We start from the raw sequence: 21,180 nt of genomic DNA, 5'->3' as shown, positions 1-21,180 counted from the left end.
GCCTGCTGAGATATTCGGGGTGCGATTTGGGGTGAGCGAGCTAACGTCTCACCTGTGACTAGTGCACCTGCTGAACTTCCTCGTAAGGCTGGTGACCTCCGGGCCGCCGGGTATCTCCCACGGTCGATCAAGGCCGAGATTCGTGACAACCTGCTGACAGAACTCCGGGCCGGGCGTGATCCGTGGCCCGGCATCGTCGGGTTCACCCGGACGGTGATTCCGCAACTCGAACGCGCCCTGCTCGCGGGGCATGACGTCGTCCTGCTCGGTGAGCGCGGCCAGGGCAAGACCCGGCTGCTGCGCACGCTGGTCGGCCTGCTGGACGAATGGACCCCGGTGATCGAGGGCGCCGAACTGCCCGAGCACCCGCTCGAACCGATCACGCCGGCGTCGCGCCGCCGCGCCGCGGAGCTCGGCGACGAACTGCCCGTCACCTGGATCCATCGAAGCGAGAGGTACGCCGAGAAGCTCGCGACACCGGATACCTCGGTGGGCGACCTGATCGGTGACGTGGACCCGGTGAAGGTTGCCGAGGGCCGCAGTCTGGGTGACCCGGAAACCATCCACTTCGGTCTGGTGCCCCGGGCGCACCGCGGCATCGTGGCGATCAACGAGCTGCCGGACCTGGCCGAGCGGATCCAGGTCGCGCTGCTCAACGTGATGGAGGAGCGCGACATCCAGGTCCGCGGGTACACGCTGCGGCTGCCGCTCGACGTGTTGCTGGTGGCAACGGCCAACCCGGAGGACTACACCAACCGCGGCCGCATCATCACGCCGCTGAAGGACCGGTTCGGCGCCGAGGTCCGGACCCACTACCCGCTCGACATCGACGCCGAGGTGGACGTGATCCGGCAGGAGGCCGAGTTCACCGCCGAGGTCGGCGAGCCGCTGCTCGAGGTGCTGGCCCGGTTCGTCCGGCACCTGCGCGAGTCGACATCGATCGACCAGCGCTCGGGTGTGTCGGCCCGGTTCGCGGTCGCCGCGGCCGAGACGATCGCCGCCGCCGCGCTCCGGCGCAGCGCGATCACCGGCGAGGAGCCGGCCGTCGCGCGGCCGGTCGATCTGGAGGCCGTGCCCGCCGTACTACGCGGCAAGCTCGAGTTCGAGCCCGGTGAGGAAGGGCGCGAGATCGAGCTGCTCGAGTACCTGCTGCGTCGCTCGGTCGCCGACACCGCACGGGAGCGGTTCGCCGGGCTCGACCTCAGCCCGCTGGCCAACGCTGTTGCTGATGGCAACCTTGTCACCACCGGTGAGCGAGTGCCCGGCCGGGACGTTCTGGCCGCCCTGCCGGAGCTGCCGGTTCTGCACGACGTCGCCGCGCGCGCCGGCGTCGAGCCGGACGAGTCACCCGGCCGCATCGCTGCCGCGGTCGAGCTCGCCCTGGAGGCGTTGTACCTGTCGAAACGACTGGCCAAGGACGCCGACAACGACACGACGATCTACGGGATCTGACATGTCCGCGTCCATACCGGAAGGCTGGTCCTACGGGCCGTGGCACGACGGGCCGGATCCACTGAAGGCGCCCGCGGATCTGCGCGACGCGCTGGATGAGATCGGCCGCGACGTGATGAACGGCTCGTCGCCGCGGTCCGCGCTGGAGGAACTTCTCCGGCGCGGCACCCGGAACACCCAGGGCCTGGACGACCTCACCCGCAGGATGTGGGAGCGCCGCCGCGAGATCCAGCGGCGGCACAACCTCGACGGCACCCTGCGGGATGTCCAGCGGTTGCTGGACGAGGCGCTGGCAGCCGAGCGGCGCGAACTGTTCCCGAACCCGTCCGACGACGCCCGGTTCAAGGAGGCCGAGCTCGACGCTCTCCCGTCGGGTACGGCGGCCGCCGTACGGGAGCTGGCCAACTACCAGTGGGAGTCGTCGGAGGCGCGGCAGAAGTACGAGGAGATCCGGGAGTTGCTCGGGCGCGAGCTGCTCGGGTCGCGGTTCGAGGGCATGAAGGAGGCGCTGCAGCAGACCACGCCTGAGGACGTCGAGCGGATCAACGAGATGCTCACCGACCTCAACGCGTTGCTCGCGGCGCACGCGCAGGACCGGCCCGAGGTGCCGGAGTTGTTCGACGAGTTCATGGCCAAGCACGGCGAGTTCTTCCCGGAGAATCCGCAGAACGTCGACGAACTGATCGACGTACTGGCGCAGCGGGCGGCCGCGGCGCAGCGGATGATGAACTCGATGACTGCCGAGCAGCGGGCCGAGCTGATGGAGTTGTCGCAGCAGGCGTTCGGCAGTCCGCAACTCGCCCAGCAGCTGGCGCAGTTGGACGCCCAGCTGCAGTCGCTGCGGCCGGGGGAGGACTGGACCGGGTCGGAGCGGATGAGTGGTGACGACCCGCTCGGTCTCGCCGACGGTGCGCGGGCGATGTCCGACCTCGCCGAGCTCGATGCGCTGGCCGAGCAGTTGGCGCAGTCGTATCCGGGCGCGCGGCTCGAGGACATCGATCTCGATGCGCTCACCCGGCAGCTCGGCGACGAGGCAACGGTGGATGCTCGCCGGTTGTCCGAGCTGGAGAGGCAGCTGCGCGACCAGGGTTTGCTCGAGCGAGCGCCCGATGGTTCGTTGCGGTTGTCGCCGAAGGCTCTGCGACAGCTCGGGCAGACCGCGCTGGCCGACGTACTGCGGGCTGCTCGGGGATCGGGTGAACGCGACGCCGCCAATGCCGGGGCGGCTGGGGAGCTGAGTGGCTCCAGCCGGCAATGGCAGTTCGGCGACACCCAGCCGTGGGATGTGCCTCGGACCGTGCGGAACGCAGTACTGCGGAGTGCTACGCGCAGTGGGTCGGTCAAGCTGGATGTGGCTGATGTGGAGATCGCGGAGACCGAGCACCGCGCCCGGGCCGCGGTCGCGTTGCTGGTCGACACGTCGTGGTCGATGGTCCAGGAGGGCCGTTGGCTGCCGATGAAGCGGACGGCACTCGCGCTGCACCAGCTCATCTCGACCCGCTACCGCAACGACGCGCTCCAGCTGATCACGTTCGGGAGGTACGCCGGAGTCGTCGAGTTGCCGCAGCTGATCGGGATGGAGGGCGCCTGGGAGCAGGGGACGAACGCGCACCACGCCCTGCTGCTGGCCGGCCGTCATCTGCGTCGTCATCCGGACGCGCAGCCGGTGGTCCTGATGGTGACCGACGGCGAGCCGACCGCGCACCTCGAGCCGGACGGTACGGCGGAATTCTCCTACCCACCCGAGCCGGCCACGCTCCGCAAGACGATCTTCGAGGTGGACCGCCTGGCCAAACTCGGCGCGTCGCTCACGGTCTTCCGCCTGGGCGACGACCCCCGCCTCAACGCCTTCGTCGACCTATTGGCCCGCCGCAGCGGCGGCCGAGTCCTGGCCCCCGACCCCGACGGCCTCGGCGCCGCCGTAGTAGGCGACTACCTCCGCACCCGCCGCAAACTCTGACTCGGTTGCCGTGGGCACCAAACAAGGTGCCCACGGCAAGGCCACTCAGCTGCGGGCAGTCCGGGCCGCTTGGACCAGGTGCCGGAGCGCGGGGATCACCTCGTCGTAGCCGCGGGTCTTCAGGCCGCAGTCAGGATTGATCCACAACCGGTCTGCCGGCACGGCCGCCACGGCCCGGGCAATCAGATCCGTGAGTTCGTCCTGGCTGGGGACGCGAGGAGAGTGGATGTCGTACACGCCTGGCCCGACGCCGCGGCGGAATCCGCAGGCGGCCAGGTCGCCGAGGATCTCCATGCGTGACCGCGCGGCCTCGATCGTGGTCACGTCGGCGTCCAGTCCGTCGATCCCGGCGATCACCGCACCGAACTCCGAGTAGCACAGATGCGTGTGGATCTGGATCTCGGCGGACGCCCCGCCGGTGGCCAGCCGGAACGCACCGACCGACCAGTCCAGGTACGCCCGCTGCTCCGCCGATCGCAACGGCAGCAACTCGCGCAGCGCAGGTTCGTCCACCTGCACGATCCTGATCCCGGCCGACGCTAGGTCGGCCACCTCGTCCCGCAGGGCCAGCGCGACCTGATCGACGGTGACGGCGACGGGCTGGTCGTCGCGGACGAAGGACCAGGCCAGGATCGTCACCGGCCCGGTCAGCATCCCCTTCACCGGCCGCTCGGTCAGCGATTGCGCGTACGACGCCCAGCGCACGGTCATCGGCTCGGGTCGCGACACGTCGCCGTACAGGATCGGTGGCCGGACGCACCGGCTGCCGTACGACTGCACCCAGCCGTGCCTGGTGGTCGCGAAGCCATCCAGCTGCTCGGCGAAGTACTGGACCATGTCGTTGCGCTCGGGCTCGCCGTGCACGAGCACGTCCAGCCCGAGCTCTTCCTGCAGGCTGATCACTCGCGCGATCTCGGCCCGCATCCGCTCGTCGTACGTCGCCTGGTCGATCCGGCCGGACCGGAGTTCGGTGCGGGTTCGGCGGAGGTCCGCGGTCTGCGGGAACGAGCCGATCGTGGTGGTCGCGAGATCCGGCAGCCCGATCGACTCCTGCGCGGTCCGGCGTTCGTCGTACGGCGCTCGCTGCCGATCCTCGGGACGGATCGCGGCGACCCGGTCGCGGACCGCCTGCTCACGAGCGAGGCCGGAGTCGTTCAACGGGCCGCGGGACGGATTGTCGAGGTTCACCAGTACGCGGGGCTCGTCCTCGCTGAGCGCACGGCCGAGCAGGACTACCTCGTCGACTTTCTGCCGCGCGAACGCGAGTCGCGCCCGCACCTGCGGATCAAGCTCGTCCTCCGCATCCACGTCGTACGGCAGGTGGAGCAGCGAGCACGAGGTGGAGACGGCGAGCCGGCCGACGGAGCCGAGCAGCTTCACGCAGGTCGACAACGCCTCACCCAGGGGAGTGCGCCAGACGTTCCGGCCGTCGACCACCCCGGCGAAAACGGTCTTACGCTGGATGGACGGCAAGACGGCCAGTTGGTCGACCAGTCCAGGAGTGGACACGAGGTCGACCGCCAGCCCTTCGACCGCGGTGGACGCCAGCACCGGCAGGGCAGCACCGGGATCTCCGAAGTACGTCGCGACCAGGAGACGCGGGCGTTCGGTGAGCTTCGCCAACCGGTCGTACGCGCGACGGAGGGCGTCGAGCTCAGCCGGTGTGCGGTCCTGGACCAAGACCGGCTCGTCCAGTTGCACCCAGTCGGCTCCCGCGGCATCGAGCCTGCCGAGGAGTTCGGCGTACGCGTCCAGGAGACGGTCGAGCAGGCTGAGTGGCTCGAAGCCCGGAGTTGTGGATTTCGAGAGCAGCAGGAAGGTCAGTGGTCCGATCAGGACCGGACGGGTTTCCACACCGGCTTCTCGCGCGGCCGCCAGGTCCTCGAGTGGCTTGGCCGGGTTGAGCCGGAACACCGTGTTCTCGGCGAGCTCGGGGACCAAGTAGTGGTAGTTGGTGTCGAACCACTTGGTCAGCTCCAGCGGCGCGACCTCGGCGTGGCCACGTGCCATCGCGAAGTACGTGTCGAGTCCGGAGCGATCGAGGGCGCGGAAGCGCTCCGGAATGATCCCGAACAGCTGCACATGGTCGAGCATCTGGTCGTAGTACGAGAAGGTGTTACCGGGGAGAACGTCGAGTCCGCGGCCGGCCAGGTCGCGCCAGGTGTCGGCGCGCAGTCGGTGGGCGGTCGCCTCCAGTTCGGCCGCGTCGCTGTCGCCGGACCAGTACTTCTCGACGGCCTTCTTGAGTTCGCGGTCCGGGCCGATGCGCGGATAGCCCAGCACTGTCTTGATGGTGTTCACGTCTCTCTCCTCGCGAGCGTGCCAGGGATCGGCGGGGTCGCGGAGACGCCGGACGGGTCCTCCCACGAGACCACCGATCCACCGCGCACCGGCTGGTGCGCGGACCGTCGGCAGGTCTTCGGACTCACGGGCAGTCCGGTCGGTCCGACCGGTCGGCCTACTGGCCGTCGCTTCCCGGACGCCGGGCGTCCAGTGCTGTCTGACGGCTGTCGTTCCCGTTCACCGCTGCGGGGCAGTCCCGGATTCACACCGGGTTCCCTCTTGCCTCGCCTCGTCGTCGACCACCCGACCAGGCGAACCGTCGGCAGTGCCGAGCGTAACCCGCGGGCACCGCGACGCGCCGGACGGCGAGACGAACACCACTCGCGGTACCCGCCGTCGACGCGACGAAACCCCGGGATCGATTCGCCGGAAGGTTTCGTTGGCGGACGTGCCGATTGTCTTGCGTTGTCAACGGGGGAAGGGTTTTCCGGCCTTCGACCTGTGGGCAGAGTCACGTCGGCATCGTGAGACCAGTGTTCAACTGGACTGGTTTTTGGGCTTACTCTGAGAGCAACGCCCCCGCCACTGGAGTCGATGGGCCAGCGGGCCACCTCACCGCGCTCAGAAGCACCGCCTGAACCACAGGGAGTGATCGTGCCGAAACTCGTCTACGACTTCGCCGAAGGCAACAAGGACATGAAGGAGCTGCTCGGCGGGAAGGGGGCGAACCTGGCCGAGATGACCAACCTCGGCCTGCCGGTGCCACCCGGATTCACCATCAGCGCCGAGGCCTGCCGCGCGTACCTGGCCACCGGCTCGGTGCCACCGGAGTTGGCCGACGAGATCGACCACCACGTCGACGTACTGCAGCAGAAGATGGGCAAGAAGCTCGGCCAGGCCGACGACCCGCTGCTCGTCTCGGTCCGGTCCGGAGCGGCCGTGTCGATGCCCGGGATGATGGAGACCGTTCTGAACGTCGGCCTGAACGACGACTCGGTGAACGGGCTCGCGCATCACTCCGGCAACCCGCGGTTCGCCTGGGACGCGTACCGCCGGCTGATCCAGATGTTCGGCAAGACTGTGCTCGACATGGACGGCGACGTGTTCGAGGACGCGATCGAGGCGGCCAAGGAAGCCAAGGGCACCCGCAACGACCTCGACCTGGACGCGGACGACCTGAAGCGCCTGGTCGAGACCTTCAAGCAGGCCGTCCACGAGCACACCGGCCGCGAGTTCCCGCAGGACCCGCGGACCCAGATGGACCTGGCGATCGAGGCCGTCTTCGGCTCGTGGAACTCCGAGCGCGCGATCCTCTACCGCCGGCAGGAGCGGATCCCGACCGACCTCGGTACGGCGGTCAACATCTGCTCGATGGTGTTCGGCAACCTCGGCATGGACTCCGGCACCGGCGTCGCGTTCACCCGCGACCCGTCGAGCGGTCAGCCCGGTGTGTACGGCGACTACCTGCAGAACGCGCAGGGCGAGGACGTGGTGGCCGGCATCCGCAACACCGTCCCGCTCGCGGACCTGGAGCAGATCGACAAGACGTCGTACGACGATCTGATGGCGATCATGGCCAAGCTCGAGGGCCACTACCGCGACCTGTGCGACATCGAGTTCACTGTCGAGCGCGGCAAACTGTGGATGCTGCAGACGCGGGTCGGCAAGCGGACCGCGGCGGCCGCGTTCCGGATCGCGACCAGCCTGATCGACGAGGGCGTGATCGACACCGACGAGGCGCTGAAGCGGGTGAAGGGTGCGCAGCTCGCGCAGTTGATGTTCCCGCGGTTCGACGCGGACGCGGACACCGATCTCATCACCAAGGCGATCGGTGCGTCGCCGGGTGCGGCGTCCGGAACGATCGTGTTCACCTCGGCCGCCGCGGTCGAGGCCGCGGACCGCGGCGAGAAGGTGATCCTGGTCCGGCGCGAGACGAACCCGGACGACCTGCACGGCATGATCGCGGCGCAGGGGATCCTGACCAGCCGCGGCGGCAAGACCTCGCATGCGGCCGTGGTCGCCCGCGGCATGGGCAAGACCTGTGTCTGCGGCGCCGAGGAGCTCGACGTGAACGTTGCCCAGGGCACCATCAAGGTGCACGGTACGGTGATCGAGGCCGGCGAGACGATCTCGATCGACGGGACGACCGGCGAGGTGTTCCGCGGCGAGGTCCCGGTGGTCGCGTCCCCGGTGGTGCAGTACTTCGAAGGTTCGCTGGCTCCCGAGTCCGGCGACGAACTCGTGGCCGCGGTGCACCGGTTGATCACGCATGCGGACGACGTACGGCGGCTCGGCGTACGGACCAATGCGGACACCGCGGACGACGCGGCCCGGGCGCGGCGGTTCGGGGCCGAGGGGATCGGGCTGTGCCGGACCGAGCACATGTTCCTGGGCGAGCGCCGGGAGGCCGTCGAGCGGCTGATCCTGGCCGACAACGACGGTGATCGCGATGCGGCGCTGGCCGAGCTCGAGCCGTTGCAGCGGGGCGACTTCCTGGAGCTGCTGGCCGCGATGGACGGGCAGCCGGTGACGATCCGGCTGATCGACCCGCCGCTGCACGAGTTCCTGCCGTCGATGGAGGATCTGGCGGTCAAGGTCGCGCTGGCCCGCGAGCGCGGTCAGGACCCGGGTCACGATGCCGCGCTGCTGGCGGCGGTCGAGCGGCTGCACGAGGAGAACCCGATGCTCGGCCTGCGGGGTGTCCGGCTCGGTCTGGTCATCCCTGGGCTGTTCGCGATGCAGGTCCGGGCGATCGCGTCCGCGGCCGTCGAGCTGAAGCAGCAGGGCAAGGACCCGCAACCGGAGATCATGATCCCGCTGGTCGGCGCGGTCCAGGAGCTGCACCTGGCCCGGGACGAGGTGGAACGCGTGATCGCCGAGCTGGGCGTCGAGTGGGACATCCCGATCGGGACGATGATCGAGCTGCCGCGCGCGGCGGTGATCGCGGACCAGATCGCCGAGGCGGCCGACTTCTTCTCGTTCGGTACCAACGACCTGACCCAGACCACGTGGGGCTTCAGCCGCGACGACGTCGAGGGCGCGTTCTTCGCCCGCTACCTGGAGAAGGGCATCTTCGCGGTATCGCCGTTCGAGTCGATCGACCGGGAAGGTGTCGGTGCGTTGGTCCGTACCGGCGTCGACCGCGGCCGCGCCACCAAGCCGGACCTGAAGCTCGGCATCTGCGGCGAACATGGCGGCGACCCCGACAGCATCCACTTCTTCCACGAGGCAGGCCTGGACTACGTGTCCTGCTCGCCGTTCCGCATCCCGGTAGCCCGCCTCGAGGCCGGCCGCGCCGCACTGTAAAGCAGTCACTCCCGGCTCACGACCGCTAGCCTGCAGACGTGAGCCGGGAGCAGCTGCGCCGGACCTTCGGCGAGGACGCCGAGTTGTACGACCGCGTCCGCCCGACCTACCCGGCCGAGCTGTACGACGACCTCGCCGCCCTCCTCGGTGAGGTGACCCGGCCGCGCGTGCTCGAGATCGGTCCAGGCACCGGCCAGGCGACCGCGCCGATGGTGGCGCGCGGCTGGTCGGTCACCGCGGTCGAGCTGAGTCCTGACCTGGCGCGGGTCGCGCAACGGAAGCTGCCTGAGGTCGAGGTGATCGTCGCGGACTTCGACACATGGGACCTGCCGGTCGGGACGTTCGACCTGGTCGTCTCGGCGACGGCGTTCCACTGGCTCGACCCGGCGACCCGAATGGCGCGGTGTGCGGAGGTACTGCGGCCAGGCGGGGTGCTGGCGGTGGTGTCGACGCATCACGTCGCGGGGGGGAGCGAGCAGTTCTTCGTGGACGCCGACGAGTGTTATCAGCGGTTCACCGACGATCCCGCGAAGGGCGGTCTGCCGGCGGCGCACGACGTACCGGATGATTCCGAGGAGTTCGACAGGTCGGGGAGATTCGGGCCTGCCGAGTTCCGCAGATACGTCTGGGAGGCGGACTATTCGACGGCCGAATACCTCGCGCTTTTGTCATCGTATTCCGGCCATCGGGCCTTGACAGCGGAGCGGCGTGACGGACTGTACGGGTGTATCGGCACTTTGATCGACGCGATCGGGGGTTCGATCACGAAGCGTTACGTGACTCAACTGTCCGCAGTAATTTCCTTAACCAACCCCTTGCGTTGCGGCCGGTAAGGTAGTCAGAATATCCGGGCGGGAAGGGCGATCACTCGTCGACTTTCGGGTCTGACCTGAACCAGCCGCTGTGGCGGCTCGTGACTCCCTTCCCGCACCAAATCCTTTGCAGGCAAGGCCGTGTAGGGTTTTCGGCATGGCCCAATATGTCGTGCAGTTGCGCTTCGATGTTGCCGAGACCGAGCGCCGGCTGGAGGTCCGTCCGGCCCATCGCGAGTACCTCACCGAGCTCAAGGCGGCAGGCAAGCTCGTCGCCGCCGGACCCTTCACCGACGAGACCGGCGCGCTGCTCGTCTACGACGTCGCCGACGAGGCCGAGCTCCGCGAGATCCTCGCGAAGGACCCGTACACCCCGGCCGACATCTACGAGATCGCCACCCTCGCCGAGTGGAAGCCCCTCTTCCCCCTGGGCTGAGCCCGCGTTCCCCACTCACGGAACGCCGAGGGGCGGAAGCTCAGATGTCGGCGCCTTCGAGGTCCAGGTGGTCGACGTAGGCCCAGAGCCAGACCAACGGCGCCAGGACCAGCTCGGGTTCGCCGTCCTCGTCGGCGACGAAGATCATCGACGCCTCGCCGTTGGAGATGTCCTCGATCACCGCGTCGCAGACCTCGATCGCGGCATCGAACGGCAGCAGCGGGGGCCCGTTCTCCCAGCGCGGCTGGGGGAGCGGGAGCACCGGTGCCTCGTCGGTCCCGTCGAGCTCCACCGAGACCTTCTGCAGCTCTTCGTACAGGTCGTAGGTGATCAGCCCGGCGAGCGGACGGCCGTCGAGACCGATGAGGTACGGATCGTCGGAGCCTTCGCGGAAGTTGTCCCGCAGGTCCGGGAACGCCGCCTTGAGGTCGGTCGCCTCCAGGTACGGCGCCTCGTCCAGTTCCTCGTCCTCGACCTCGGTCAGCCCGCTGCGCATCTCGTCGAACTGGTGCAGCAGCGCGTTCAGCTCGTCGTACGCACCGCCGCCGGGCGCTTTCTGCGCCCGCGCCTCCAGGTCGCGCAGGTGATCGAGCAGGTCGTCCTCGAAGTGCAGCTCGTACCGCGGCAGGCCGGGCTCGCGGCCGGAGTTGATCTGGGCGACCAGCTGAGTCGACACCGGTCCGAGCCGCTCGGCCAGCACCTCCAGCGGCGTGGTCGGCTTCTCCTCGTCGTCGTGCGCGCAGGAGTCGTCGTCGACCTTCCCGCCCTCGAGCGCGAGCAGCACCTGGAACGCCGGGAACGCGACCAGCGCCGCCGTCGCCATCATCCCGTCGCCGATCAGCATCAGCGGGTTCGCACCGGCTTCGGTCCGGCGCAGATGATCCGGCATCAGTACGGCGGCCTGCTCGACGTTCACCTGGCTGGCCAGCGACGACAGGCCGTGCTCGGCGTCGACGCCGAGCAACTCGACGAGCCGCTCCGAGCTCATGTCGAAGTTCGAGCGCAGGTAGTACCGCAGCCAGCCGGCGTCGACCGGATTGGCGAGCAGCTCCGCGACGCGGGCACGGAAGTCGGCCAGGTCGGCGACCGCGAGCACCACGAGCACCGGCTGCTCGCCGTCGCCGATCACCAGCGGCCGGGTGTCACCGTTCTGGAACCCGTCGATCACCTGGTGCAGGCTGTCCGCAGCCGCATCGAGCGGCCACGACTCCGCCTCGAACTCGTTCACCACCGCGGCGGAGGTGTCATCGGGCATCTGCTGGTCCTCTCCGGGTGGCGGCGGGAGTTGGGGTAACTCTAGGCGGCGGCGGTTTCGACGGACGGTGAGGGGCCCGTCCGGGGGCTGGTGTGAGCATCGGCGTGACATTGGCTACGCTGCAACCGGCGGGTCGATGCAGAGGTATCTCACATGTGAGATAAAGTCCGGCCCATGACCGATGACTACCTGAGCCGGATCGGAAATCTCATCCGGGACGCCCGCAAGCATCGCGGCTGGACACAGACGCAACTCGCGGAAGTACTGAACACCAGCCAGAGTGCGGTGAACAGGATCGAAAAGGGTCATCAGAACCTCACCCTCGAGATGCTCGCCCGGATCGGCGAAGCCCTCGATTCTGAAATTGTCTCTCTCGGTGGCGGTCCGGTCCACCTCCGCGTCGCCGGCGGACGGGAGCTTTCCGGGTCGATCGACGTGAAGTCGAGCAAGAACGCCGGCGTCGCGCTGCTCTGCGCCAGCCTGCTGAACAAGGGCCGCACCACGCTGCGCAAGGTCGCCCGGATCGAAGAGGTGAACCGGCTGCTCGAGGTACTGAACTCGATCGGCGTCCGGACCACCTGGCTGAACGCCGCCGGCGACCTCGAGATCGTCCCGCCGGCCCACCTCGACCTGGGCAGCATGGACGCCGAGGCGGCCCGTCGTACCCGCTCGATCATCATGTTCCTCGGCCCGCTGCTGCACCGCGAGGACACCTTCCAGCTGCCGTACGCCGGTGGCTGCGACCTCGGTACCCGGACCGTCGAGCCGCACATGGCGGCTCTGCGGCCGTTCGGGCTGGACGTGAAGGCGACCGGCGGTGAGTACCACGCGGTGGTGAATCGGGCACTGTCGCCGGGCAAGCCGATCGTGCTGACCGAGCGCGGCGACACCGTGACCGAGAACGCGATCATGGCCGCGGCCCGGTACGACGGCGTGACCGTGATCCGCAACGCCAGCTCCAACTACATGGTGCAGGACCTGTGCTTCTACCTCGACCTGCTCGGCGTCACGATCGACGGCATCGGATCGACGACGCTGACCGTGCACGGCAAGCCGGAGATCGACGTGGACGTCGACTACGCGCCGTCGGAGGACCCGATCGAGGCGATGAGCCTGATCACCGCGGCGGTCGTGACCGGTTCGGAGATCACCATCCGGCGGGCGCCGATCGAGTTCCTCGAGATCGAGCTGGCGCTGCTGGAGGAGATGGGCTTCGACTACAGCCGCAGCGCGGAGTACCTGGCCGAGAACGGCCGGACCCGGTTGGTCGACCTGACCACCCGGCCGTCGAAGCTGCACGCGCCGATCGACAAGATCCACCCGATGCCGTTCCCCGGCCTCAACATCGACAACCTGCCGTTCTTCGCGGTGATCGCGGCGACGGCGACCGGGCAGACGCTGATCCACGACTGGGTCTACGAGAACCGGGCCATCTACCTGACCGACCTGAACAAGCTCGGCGGCCGGGTCAAGCTGCTCGACCCGCACCGGGTGATGGTCGAGGGGCCGACGCACTTCTCCGGCGCCGAGATCATGTGCCCGCCGGCGCTCCGGCCGGCCGTCGTCACGCTGATCGCGATGATGGCCGCGAAGGGTACGTCGGTCCTGCGCAGCGTCTACGTGATCAACCGCGGCTACGAGGAACTGGCCGCCCGGCTCAACTCGCTAGGCGCTCAGATCGAGACCTTCCGCGACATCTGACCCGCGCGCGTCCTGCAGGAACGCGACGGCCTCGGTGATCACCTCCGGATCGGTCATGATCCGGCGGTGACCGAGGCCGGTCGTCGCCAGGAAATGCGCTCGCGGCCCGTAGGCGCGTAGCAGCACCCGTGCCTGCCGGGGATCCACGACGTCGTCCTCGTCGTTGTGGATCACCAGCAGGTCCGCGTCGGCGGTCGCGACCGAGAACCTGTCCCAGATCTGCTGGTCGCCGTCGAAGTACCCGCGCTCGATCGACCGCCGGAGCGCCTTGTTGGTCTTCGGCCCGAGGCCGAGCTCGCGGCAGAACGTGTCGGCCAGGTAGCCGAACTCGGCGACGCCGCTGATCATGACGAGTCGCCGGGCGGCGACGCCTTCGCGGACGGCGTAGAGGGCGAACGGCACGCCGAGGGAGTGGGCGATCACGCCTTCGAACGGGCCGTGGCGTTCCTCCAGTCCGCGGATGATGCGCTGGTAGCCGAGGATCGAGACGATCGGGCCGGGAGTCTCGCCGTGCCCAGGAGCGTCGAACGAGACCGGGCTGTAGCCGAGCTCGAGCAGTCTGGCGACGAAACCGGCGTACCGCGACGCGCGTGAGCGCCAGCCGTGCACGAGCAGGACCGGGCGGCGGCCGTCACCCCAGGTGTAGGTGACGACGCCGTCGACGACCTCGACCCGCGCGGCCTCGTGGATCGCCCGCTCCGACTCGCGCACCCGGCCGCGGCCCAGCGGCCGGCGCCAGAGCGCGAACGCGAGTCGCCCGGCCAACCGGGGAGAGAACCTCTCGACGGCCGACAGCCCGGCCCGGATCAACTGCTTCATGTCTCCTCCTCAACAAACTATACGAACGGTCGTATTATTAGTTTGTCCGAAGCTCGACGTCAACCGGCACTAGGATCGTGAGTCGTGGAAAAGGTCGACGGGCGGTTGGTGCGTGGTGACCAGACCCGGCGCGCGGTGCTGCGCCGGTCGGTCGACATCGCCTCGGTCGACGGGCTCGAGGGACTGTCGATCGGGCGGCTCGCGACCGAGCTGGGGATCAGCAAGAGCGGGCTGTTCGCGCACTTCGGGTCGAAGGAGGAGTTGCAGCTCGCGACGATCCGGGCCGCGCGGCGGATCTACGCCGACGAGGTGGTGACGCCGGCGTTCGAGGTCGAGCCCGGCCTCGGACGGGTCTGGGCGCTGAGCGAGTCCTGGCTGCACTACTCGAGCAGCCGGGTGTTCCCGGGCGGTTGCTTCTTCCAGAAGGTGTCGCACGAGTACGCCGGCCGCGACGGCGCCGTGCACGACGCGCTCATCGACGTCCATGTGGAGTGGATGGAGCTGATCGAGGAGACCGTCCGGGCGGCCGTCGAGGCCGGCGAGGTGGACGCCGACGCCAACCAGTTGGCCTTCGACCTGAACGCGTACTACGAGGCGGCCAACTTCGCGTCGATCCTGCACGACGACGGCAAGGCGTATGACCGGGCTCGTCAGGCCATCCGGTCCCGGCTGGAGTCGGTCGTGGCCGCAGGTACGACGCTGCCGTGGTGAGTGGGGAGATCGCGGCGCCGGCGGATCGGTGAGCAGAGCAGGACCAGGCCCGCGAGTGGGACTCCCGCGGTCGTGATCCAGAGCGCCGGCCCGAGTCCGAGAGTCTGGCCGAGGGTTCCACCGAGCAGCGCGCCCAGCGGGATCGTTCCGTAGTTGACGAACGAACTCGTCGCGGTCAGGCGACCGAACAGGTCCGGTGGGCAGTAGGACTGCAGGAAGGTCGCCTTCACGACGTTGCCGCCGACGACGCCGAGACTGACGCCGAAGCCACCGGCCAGGTACAGCCAAGGGCTGAGGCTGCTCAGCGGGATGAGCAGGGCGAGGGTCGGTAGCCCGAGCTCACAGATCAGCAGTGCGCGCGCCGTACCGAAGCGGGCGGCGAGACGACGGCCCGCGAAGGCGCCGGCAACCCCACCGCTGGTCGCGGCGGCCACCAACGCGCCGACGGTGCCCGCCGTCAGGCCGGCTTCGCGGACGAGGAACACGACCACGATGGCTTGGTAGCCCATCAATGCGAGGTTCGATACCGCGCCGAAGATCGTCAGAGTCCGCAGCCAGACATCCCTTGCCACCAACGCGATGCCTGCCCGGATCGCACCGGCTTGGCGGCCGGACGTCGTACGGCGCTCCCGGAATCCGATCGCGGCCAGGCACATGATGGCGACCAGGAAAGTTGCTGCGTCGACGAGCAGTGCATTGGCCGGGCCTGCCAGTTGGACGACCAGGCCGCCGCAGCCCAGGCCGGCGATCTGGGCGGCTGAAGCGCTGCCGTGGAGTTTGGCGTTGCCTTCGGCGTGGTCGGCCGGGTCGACGAGGTTGGGCAGGTAGGCGGTGTAGGCGGTCTGGAAGACGACCGCGGCGGCGCCGGCGAGGATCGCGGCGGCGAGCAGCAGGTGGATCGTGAGTACGTCGGCCCACGCGGCGAGGGGGAGCGCGGCGAAGAGCAGGAACGATGCGGCCGAGGAACCCAGCAGGACCGGGCGGCGGCGTACCCGGTCGATCCAGGCGCCGGCGGGCAGTCCGATCAGCAACCAGGGTGCCCAGGCGGCCGCGGTCAGCAGGCCTACTTGGAAGGTGGTTGCCTGGAGCATCGAGATCGCGATCAGCGGGAGCGCCACCGACGAGGTCGCGGATCCGAACCGGCTGATCGTCTCGCCGGTCCAGAGCAGCCGGAAGTCGCGGTGCCGCCGGAGCAGGCTCATGATCTGCGCGGGAAGGACTGCAGTTGCACGATCACCCGCTCGGTGTTCTCGCCTGCGGGTTCGGTGCTGGTGTACTGCTCGACGACCGCGGCGATCTCTTCGTTGAGGTTGTGCAGTTGATCCGGAGTGAGGTGCAGATCGCGCCAGTCGGAGAGGGCGGCTGCGTGCTGCCACTCGCCGGGCCAGTTCTCGTCGACGTACGCGCGGACGCGGTCGAAGTACCGCTCGACCAGATCTCGCAGGTAGACGTTCAACGCGCCGCTGGTCTCGGGATCGTCGCGGAACTCTCCCGGGTCGAGGACTGTCTGCCGCGCCGCGAGCCGCCACCAGCGCTCACGCTTGGTGCCGCGCTCGACGTCTTCCTCGAGGTAGCCGTGCTCGGCGAGCAGCCGCAGGTGCCAGCTGATCGTGCCGGTGCTCTCGCTCAGCCGGGCCGCCAGGCTGGTGGAGGTGGCCGGGCCGTCGAGCTCGATCGCCTCCAGGATTCTCATCCGCAGCGGGTGGGCGAGTCCGCGCAGACTGCGGGCGTCGATCCTTCGTCGCATGCTTGCAGAGTAGTCTCTGCAAATGAGTCTCTGCAACGCCGGTTGTCGGTGGCGGCTCCTAGCGTTCGGGGCATGCGGCCTCAGGTAGTGGCTCAGGTGGCGGTGTCGCTGGACGGTAGGACGTCCGGGTTCGACGCCGACCTCGCGCGGTTCTACGCGCTGGCGACGTTGTGGCAGGAGGACGTCACGCTGGTCGGTGCGGACACGATCCTGGCGCAGGAGGCCGCGGTTCGCGCCGCGCCGCATCCCGGTCCACGGCCGGCCGCGCCGCTGCTCGCCGTCGTGGACAGCCGAGCGCGGGTCCGCGAGTGGGAGGGGCTACGCCGGCTCGGCCACTGGTCCGATGTCCTCGCCCTGTACGCCGACCAGACGCCGGCCCGGCCGCCTGACGCGACGACCCGCGAACTCGTGACCGGGTACGACCGGGTCGATCTGGCCGAGGTGCTCGATGTTCTCGGCGATCGCGGTGCCAGGACCGTCCGCGTCGACTCCGGTGGGACGCTGATCGCCGTACTGCTCGAGCTCGGTCTCGTCGATGAGATCGCGCTCCTTGTCCACCCCGTCGTCGTCGGATCCGGCCGGCGATGGTGCGGGCTGGAAGGGCTGCCGCTACGTCATGCCGGCACCGAGGTCTTCGAACGTGGCATCGTCTGGCTCCGGTACTGCGTCTCCGCCTGAACTGTCGGTGCCGGCCGCTACTGTGAGCGGTGATGAGGAAGCAGCACGAGTGGTACGACGAGCATGACGCCGAGCGCTGGGTGGCGGAGCCGGTCAAACGACCGGGCCGGACTGCTTTCGCTCGCGATCGTGCGCGAGTGCTGCACAGTGCGGCGCTGCGGCGGCTGGCGGCGAAGACCCAGGTGGTGACGGCCGGCAGCGACGACTTCGTCCGCAACCGGCTGACGCACAGTCTCGAGGTCGCGCAGATCGGCCGCGAGCTGGCCCTCACGCTCGGCTGCGACCCGGACATCGTCGACGCGGCCTGTCTGTCGCACGACCTGGGCCACCCGCCGTTCGGTCACAACGGCGAGCGCGCGCTCGACCAGGTGGCGGCCGGCATCGGCGGCTTCGAGGGGAACGCGCAGACGCTGCGACTGCTGACCCGGCTGGAGTCCAAGACGTTCGACGCGGCCGGCCGCAGCGTCGGCCTCAACCTGAGCCGCGCCACGCTGGACGCCGCGACGAAGTACCCGTGGTCCCGCCGCGCCGGAGAGCGCAAGTTCGGGGTGTACGACGATGATCTCGCCGTCTTCACCTGGTTGCGCCAGGGCGTCGGCGAGCAGCGGTGTCTGGAAGCGCAGGTGATGGACTTCGCCGACGACGTCGCCTACTCGGTGCATGATGTCGAGGACGGGATCGTTGCCCACCACATCGACCTGGCGCAGGTGGGTGCGGACCGGGCGACGTACTGGCAGACGGTCCGGCAGATGTACTTGCCGGAGGCAACGGATGCGGAACTGGACGCAGGCTGGCGCCGGCTGACCTCGCTGGCCTACTGGCCGGCGACGCCGTTCGACGACAGCCGGCGCGCGCTCGGCGGGTTGAAGGACCTGACCAGTCAGCTGATCGGCCGGTTCTGCACGGCCGCCGAGCAGGCGACGCATGCGGTGTTCGGCCGCTCGCGGCTGATTCGTTACGAGGCGGACCTGGTCGTCCCGGACGGCATCCGGGTGGAGATCGGCCTGCTGAAGGGCGTCGGCATGTTCCACGTGCTGAACTCGCCCGAGCGGCAGGCGCGGCGCGCCACCCAGCGCGAGCTGCTCACCGAGCTTGTCGAGGCCCTGTGGAAGACCGCTCCACAGCACCTCGACACCGCGTTCGCCGCGGACTTCGCCGAGGCCGCGGACGACGGCGCGCGGCTGCGCGTCATCGTCGACCAGGTCGCGTCGTTGACCGACCCGTCAGCTCTTGCCTGGCACACGTCGTTGAAGGGTTAATCTGCTGGGTATGAGTGACGCAGACCAGCAGCCCATTGTCATCGTCGGCGCGAGTCTCGCAGGTGCGACCGCGGCCGAGGAGCTTCGGAACGACGGCTGGACCGCAGGCATCGTCCTGATCGGCAGCGAGACCCGGCTGCCGTACGAGCGACCACCGCTGTCCAAGGGGGTGCTGCTCGGCAAGGACGAGACAGAGGTCGCGCAACTTCACGACCAGCAGTGGTACGACGACAACAAGATCGAACTGCGGCTCGGCAAGACCGTCAGCAGCATCGATGTCGCCGGCCACACCGTCACCCTGGACGACGGCTCTCAGGTGTCCTACGGAAAGCTCCTGATCGCGACCGGCAGTCGCGTGCGGCGTCTCGACGTACCTGGTGGTGACCTGCCCGGGGTCCACTACCTGCGGACGGCCGAGGAGTCGCAGGCGCTGGACGACGCGTACGTCGCCAAGCCGCGAGTCGTCGTGGTCGGCGCGGGCTGGATCGGCCTCGAGACGGCATCGGCCGCTCGGGAACGTGGCTCCGAGGTGACGGTCGTCGAGCCGCAGTCGACCGCGTTGGCGTCCGTGCTCGGTGAAGAGGTCGGCGAGTTGTTCGCCGAGTTCCACCGCCAGCACGGGGTTCAGTTCCGGTTCGGCACCGGGGTCGAGGGCTTCGAGGGCACCGACAAGGTCACCGGCGTACGACTCTCCGGTGGCGAGGTCATCCCGGCGGACCTGGTGATCGTCGGCGTCGGCGTACAGCCGAACACCGAGCTCGCCGCCGAAGCCGGCATCGAGGTCGCGACCCGGGAGAACGGCTCCGGCATCGTCACCGGCTCCGACCTGAAGACGTCGGTGGCGGACGTCTACGCCGCCGGAGACGTGGCGCGGTGGGACCACCCGCTGTTCGGCCGGTTGGTCCGGGTGGAGCACTGGCAGAACGCGAAGGACAGCGGTGTCGCGGCGGCCAAGGCGATGCTCGGCCAGGACGTCGCGCACGACGCGATCCCGTACTTCTTCACCGACCAGTTCGACCTCGGCATGGAGTACGCCGGTGAGGTTCCGCGCGGGACGTCGTACCAGGTGGTGCTGCGCGGCGACCCGAAGTCCGGTGCCTACTTCGCGTTCTGGCTGGACGACGATCGGCACGTCCTGGCCGGCATGCACGTCAACAACTGGGACACGATCGACACCATCCAGGACCTGATCCGCTCGGGTAAGCAGGTCGACCCCGCCCGCCTCGCCGACACGTCGGTGGAGCTGGCGGACGTCTAGAGCGGGTAGGCGACGTACGCGAAGGACTGGCTGTCCGGCGACCAGCTCGGCACGTTCATCGTGCCCTGGCCGCCGAACAGCGTCCCGAGCTCACGGACCTCCTCGCCCGGGCTGAGCAGCCGCAGGCGTACGTCGTCCACATCCGCGGGATGACCCAAGGTGCCGGACGGGAAGCTGACGTAGGCGATCACTGACCCGTCCGGCGCGGGGTGCGGGAACCAGTTGACCCGCTCGTCGAACGTCAACTGCTCGACCTCACCCGTGGTCACCAACAGGCGGAACAGCTGCGCATGCCCCGGCGTCGTCGAAGCCCGCTCGGAGTTGAAGTAGATCCACTTCCCGTCCGGGCTGTACTCCGACCCGTCGTCGGCGTACTCGTCGTTCGTCACCTGGACGTCGGCCCCACCGGCGGCCGGGATGGTCCACACGTTGGCGATCCGGCGCCCGTCGACCTGCTCCAGTCCGATGTAGGCCAGCGTCTTCCCGTCCGGCGACACACCGTGCAGGTAGTGGTGGAAGCCCGGTCCGCGGTCGTTGGTCACCCGCCGCGGGCCTGAGCTGTCGAACGGTACGGCGTACAGGTGACCGTCGTCGGCCGACACGTACACCGTCGTACCGTCCGGACTCACCACATGGTCGTTGTTGATCGCCGGCACCCCGCCGAGGTCGATCTCCTGCAGCTCACTGCCGACTCTGAACAGCCGCCCGTCGCCGTTGACGATCAGCTGCCCGTCCGGCATCCAGTTGGGCGCTTCGAAGAGCAGAGTGGATGAGCTGTGCACCAGACGACGCTCGCCCGTGGCGATGTCGACGACGTAGAGCTCGGACCGTTGACCAGGGCGCAGGGTTCGTGGCACGTTCCCCAACCTATGTCATCAGCTCGGGGGAATGCCTTCCGGATCAGCGACACAGCCGGACACAGCGGCCGTACGCACCGGGCGCCTGGCTGTAGAACGCTCGCTGACCCTGCAGGTACGTCGCGTACGAGCGGCTCTCGACGGCCGGACCGTCGGTCGTGCAGTACGGCGCGTCCGCCCCGGCGTTGCCGACCTGCTTCGGGGTCGAAGCCGGCCTGGTTGATCATCACGTAGATGTCCTCGCCGAGCTGGCTGCGGGCCTTCGCCCGGACCGCGTCGACGAATTGCTTCACCTGCGCGTTGCTGCCGTCGCCGAGTCCGCGGGCGTCGCAGATGTTCAGGATCTTGCGACCGTCGTTCGTCCGCAGCGTGTTGTCCTGCCCGAGGAACCGCATCAGGTTCGTGGCCACCGCGTCGTACTGCGTGGCCGGGATCTTCAGCGTGTCGTACGGGTGGGCGCAGACGCCGACGGTGAAGTCGATGCTCTCCTTGCTGCGGGCCTGCAGGAACGCGTCCAGTGCGGCCGCGGTGACGGTTTGCTGCTGCTTGGTGTTGTCCCAGTACCCCGCGGCGAGAGCGAGAAGGCGCACGTACTTTTCCCCAGTTCGTCCTCCCGTGGCCGGGAGTGCTTGCCGATGATCGTAGA

Annotated in this window: 17 protein-coding genes and 1 riboswitch; of the genes, 10 read left to right on the top strand and 7 right to left on the bottom strand. The window is 68.9% G+C overall.

All coding sequences use genetic code 11. The features are described 5' to 3' along the window. Nucleotides 1-54: 54 nt before the first annotated feature. The gene (locus tag ACIBG5_RS29140; RefSeq protein ID WP_396394661.1) at nt 55-1,452 is read left to right on the top strand and encodes an ATP-binding protein; all 1,398 of its coding nucleotides are present in this window, start codon (nt 55-57) and stop codon (nt 1,450-1,452) included. A 1-nt stretch (nt 1,453) separates the two neighbouring features. Next, a complete protein-coding gene (locus ACIBG5_RS29135; protein ID WP_396394660.1) occupies nt 1,454-3,412 on the top strand; it encodes a VWA domain-containing protein in 1,959 nt (652 codons plus the stop codon). A 45-nt stretch (nt 3,413-3,457) separates the two neighbouring features. On the opposite strand, the gene metE is transcribed toward ACIBG5_RS29135, so the two are convergent. Further along, complete coding sequence (gene metE, locus ACIBG5_RS29130; protein ID WP_396394659.1) at nt 3,458-5,713, bottom strand: 5-methyltetrahydropteroyltriglutamate--homocysteine S-methyltransferase; 2,256 nt, start codon at nt 5,711-5,713, stop codon at nt 3,458-3,460. 91 nt (nt 5,714-5,804) lie between these two features. After that, nucleotides 5,805-6,031, bottom strand: a riboswitch (cobalamin riboswitch). 318 nt (nt 6,032-6,349) lie between these two features. Between metE and ppdK the strand changes: the two genes are divergently transcribed. The 3 genes from ppdK (at nt 6,350) to ACIBG5_RS29115 (ending at nt 10,249) form a co-directional block, all read left to right on the top strand. Further along, on the top strand, nt 6,350-9,001 hold the full coding sequence (gene ppdK, locus ACIBG5_RS29125) for a pyruvate, phosphate dikinase (RefSeq protein ID WP_396394658.1): 2,652 nt from the start codon (nt 6,350-6,352) through the stop codon (nt 8,999-9,001). 38 nt (nt 9,002-9,039) lie between these two features. After that, on the top strand, nt 9,040-9,834 hold the full coding sequence (locus tag ACIBG5_RS29120) for a class I SAM-dependent methyltransferase (protein WP_396394657.1): 795 nt from the start codon (nt 9,040-9,042) through the stop codon (nt 9,832-9,834). 136 nt (nt 9,835-9,970) lie between these two features. Further along, the gene (locus ACIBG5_RS29115; protein WP_360455770.1) at nt 9,971-10,249 is read left to right on the top strand and encodes a muconolactone Delta-isomerase family protein; all 279 of its coding nucleotides are present in this window, start codon (nt 9,971-9,973) and stop codon (nt 10,247-10,249) included. 40 nt (nt 10,250-10,289) lie between these two features. Here ACIBG5_RS29115 and ACIBG5_RS29110 read toward each other — a convergent pair whose 3' ends face one another. Next, nucleotides 10,290-11,504, bottom strand: a complete 1,215-nt coding sequence (locus ACIBG5_RS29110) for a hypothetical protein (RefSeq protein WP_396394656.1) — start codon at nt 11,502-11,504, stop codon at nt 10,290-10,292. Nucleotides 11,505-11,678: 174 nt separating this feature from the next. Here ACIBG5_RS29110 and ACIBG5_RS29105 point away from each other — a divergent pair, with 174 nt between their 5' ends. Beyond that, on the top strand, nt 11,679-13,205 hold the full coding sequence (locus ACIBG5_RS29105) for a helix-turn-helix domain-containing protein (RefSeq protein ID WP_396394655.1): 1,527 nt from the start codon (nt 11,679-11,681) through the stop codon (nt 13,203-13,205). On the opposite strand, the gene ACIBG5_RS29100 is transcribed toward ACIBG5_RS29105, so the two are convergent. Further along, complete coding sequence (locus ACIBG5_RS29100; RefSeq protein ID WP_396394654.1) at nt 13,170-14,024, bottom strand: alpha/beta hydrolase; 855 nt, start codon at nt 14,022-14,024, stop codon at nt 13,170-13,172. The genes ACIBG5_RS29105 and ACIBG5_RS29100 overlap by 36 nt on opposite strands. An 84-nt stretch (nt 14,025-14,108) precedes the next feature. Between ACIBG5_RS29100 and ACIBG5_RS29095 the strand changes: the two genes are divergently transcribed. Further along, nucleotides 14,109-14,735 carry a TetR/AcrR family transcriptional regulator gene (locus tag ACIBG5_RS29095; RefSeq protein ID WP_360455782.1) on the top strand — a complete coding sequence of 209 codons (627 nt, stop codon included), beginning with the start codon at nt 14,109-14,111 and terminating at the stop codon, nt 14,733-14,735. On the opposite strand, the gene ACIBG5_RS29090 is transcribed toward ACIBG5_RS29095, so the two are convergent. Both ACIBG5_RS29090 and ACIBG5_RS29085 read right to left on the bottom strand, forming a co-directional pair. Next, entirely contained in the window at nt 14,675-15,937 is a 1,263-nt protein-coding gene (locus tag ACIBG5_RS29090) for an MFS transporter (RefSeq protein ID WP_396394653.1), read from the bottom strand. The genes ACIBG5_RS29095 and ACIBG5_RS29090 overlap by 61 nt on opposite strands. After that, nucleotides 15,934-16,482: a helix-turn-helix domain-containing protein gene (locus ACIBG5_RS29085; protein ID WP_396394652.1), complete on the bottom strand. Its 549-nt coding sequence runs from the start codon at nt 16,480-16,482 to the stop codon at nt 15,934-15,936. Before ACIBG5_RS29085 ends, ACIBG5_RS29090 begins: the two co-directional genes overlap by 4 nt. A 72-nt stretch (nt 16,483-16,554) precedes the next feature. On the opposite strand from ACIBG5_RS29085, the gene ACIBG5_RS29080 reads away from it, so the two are divergent. Genes ACIBG5_RS29080 through ACIBG5_RS29070 form a run of 3 tightly spaced genes read left to right on the top strand, consistent with a single transcriptional unit; the run spans nt 16,555 to nt 19,677 of the window. Further along, nucleotides 16,555-17,160 carry a RibD family protein gene (locus tag ACIBG5_RS29080; RefSeq protein WP_396394651.1) on the top strand — a complete coding sequence of 202 codons (606 nt, stop codon included), beginning with the start codon at nt 16,555-16,557 and terminating at the stop codon, nt 17,158-17,160. Nucleotides 17,161-17,192: 32 nt separating this feature from the next. Beyond that, nucleotides 17,193-18,419: a deoxyguanosinetriphosphate triphosphohydrolase gene (locus ACIBG5_RS29075; protein ID WP_396394650.1), complete on the top strand. Its 1,227-nt coding sequence runs from the start codon at nt 17,193-17,195 to the stop codon at nt 18,417-18,419. A gap of 10 nt (nt 18,420-18,429) precedes the next feature. Then, complete coding sequence (locus ACIBG5_RS29070) at nt 18,430-19,677, top strand: NAD(P)/FAD-dependent oxidoreductase (protein WP_396394649.1); 1,248 nt, start codon at nt 18,430-18,432, stop codon at nt 19,675-19,677. Here the strand turns inward: ACIBG5_RS29070 and ACIBG5_RS29065 are convergent. Together ACIBG5_RS29065 and ACIBG5_RS29060 are read right to left on the bottom strand one after the other, a co-directional pair. Next, nucleotides 19,674-20,459 carry a TolB family protein gene (locus ACIBG5_RS29065; protein WP_396394648.1) on the bottom strand — a complete coding sequence of 262 codons (786 nt, stop codon included), beginning with the start codon at nt 20,457-20,459 and terminating at the stop codon, nt 19,674-19,676. The two genes, ACIBG5_RS29070 and ACIBG5_RS29065, sit on opposite strands and share 4 nt — an antisense overlap. Next, nucleotides 20,399-21,124, bottom strand: a complete 726-nt coding sequence (locus ACIBG5_RS29060) for a hypothetical protein (protein WP_396394647.1) — start codon at nt 21,122-21,124, stop codon at nt 20,399-20,401. Before ACIBG5_RS29060 ends, ACIBG5_RS29065 begins: the two co-directional genes overlap by 61 nt. Nucleotides 21,125-21,180: the final 56 nt, after the last annotated feature.

This window comes from Kribbella sp. NPDC050241, from assembly GCF_044459685.1.
Lineage (GTDB): Bacteria > Actinomycetota > Actinomycetes > Propionibacteriales > Kribbellaceae > Kribbella.
This window is presented reverse-complemented; position numbering and strand designations above follow the sequence as displayed.

Bases quoted from the DNA above. Each gene is read 5' to 3' on its own strand.
- ACIBG5_RS29085 (WP_396394652.1), bottom strand. From the start codon at position 16,482: ATGCGACGAAGGATCGACGCCCGCAGTCTGCGCGGACTCGCCCACCCG.
- ACIBG5_RS29100 (WP_396394654.1), bottom strand. From the start codon at position 14,024: ATGAAGCAGTTGATCCGGGCCGGGCTGTCGGCCGTCGAGAGGTTCTCT.
- ACIBG5_RS29080 (WP_396394651.1), top strand. From the start codon at position 16,555: ATGCGGCCTCAGGTAGTGGCTCAGGTGGCGGTGTCGCTGGACGGTAGG.
- ACIBG5_RS29115 (WP_360455770.1), top strand. From the start codon at position 9,971: ATGGCCCAATATGTCGTGCAGTTGCGCTTCGATGTTGCCGAGACCGAG.
- ACIBG5_RS29110 (WP_396394656.1), bottom strand. From the start codon at position 11,504: ATGCCCGATGACACCTCCGCCGCGGTGGTGAACGAGTTCGAGGCGGAG.
- ACIBG5_RS29090 (WP_396394653.1), bottom strand. From the start codon at position 15,937: ATGAGCCTGCTCCGGCGGCACCGCGACTTCCGGCTGCTCTGGACCGGC.
- ACIBG5_RS29135 (WP_396394660.1), top strand. From the start codon at position 1,454: ATGTCCGCGTCCATACCGGAAGGCTGGTCCTACGGGCCGTGGCACGAC.
- ACIBG5_RS29105 (WP_396394655.1), top strand. From the start codon at position 11,679: ATGACCGATGACTACCTGAGCCGGATCGGAAATCTCATCCGGGACGCC.
- ACIBG5_RS29070 (WP_396394649.1), top strand. From the start codon at position 18,430: ATGAGTGACGCAGACCAGCAGCCCATTGTCATCGTCGGCGCGAGTCTC.
- ACIBG5_RS29075 (WP_396394650.1), top strand. From the start codon at position 17,193: ATGAGGAAGCAGCACGAGTGGTACGACGAGCATGACGCCGAGCGCTGG.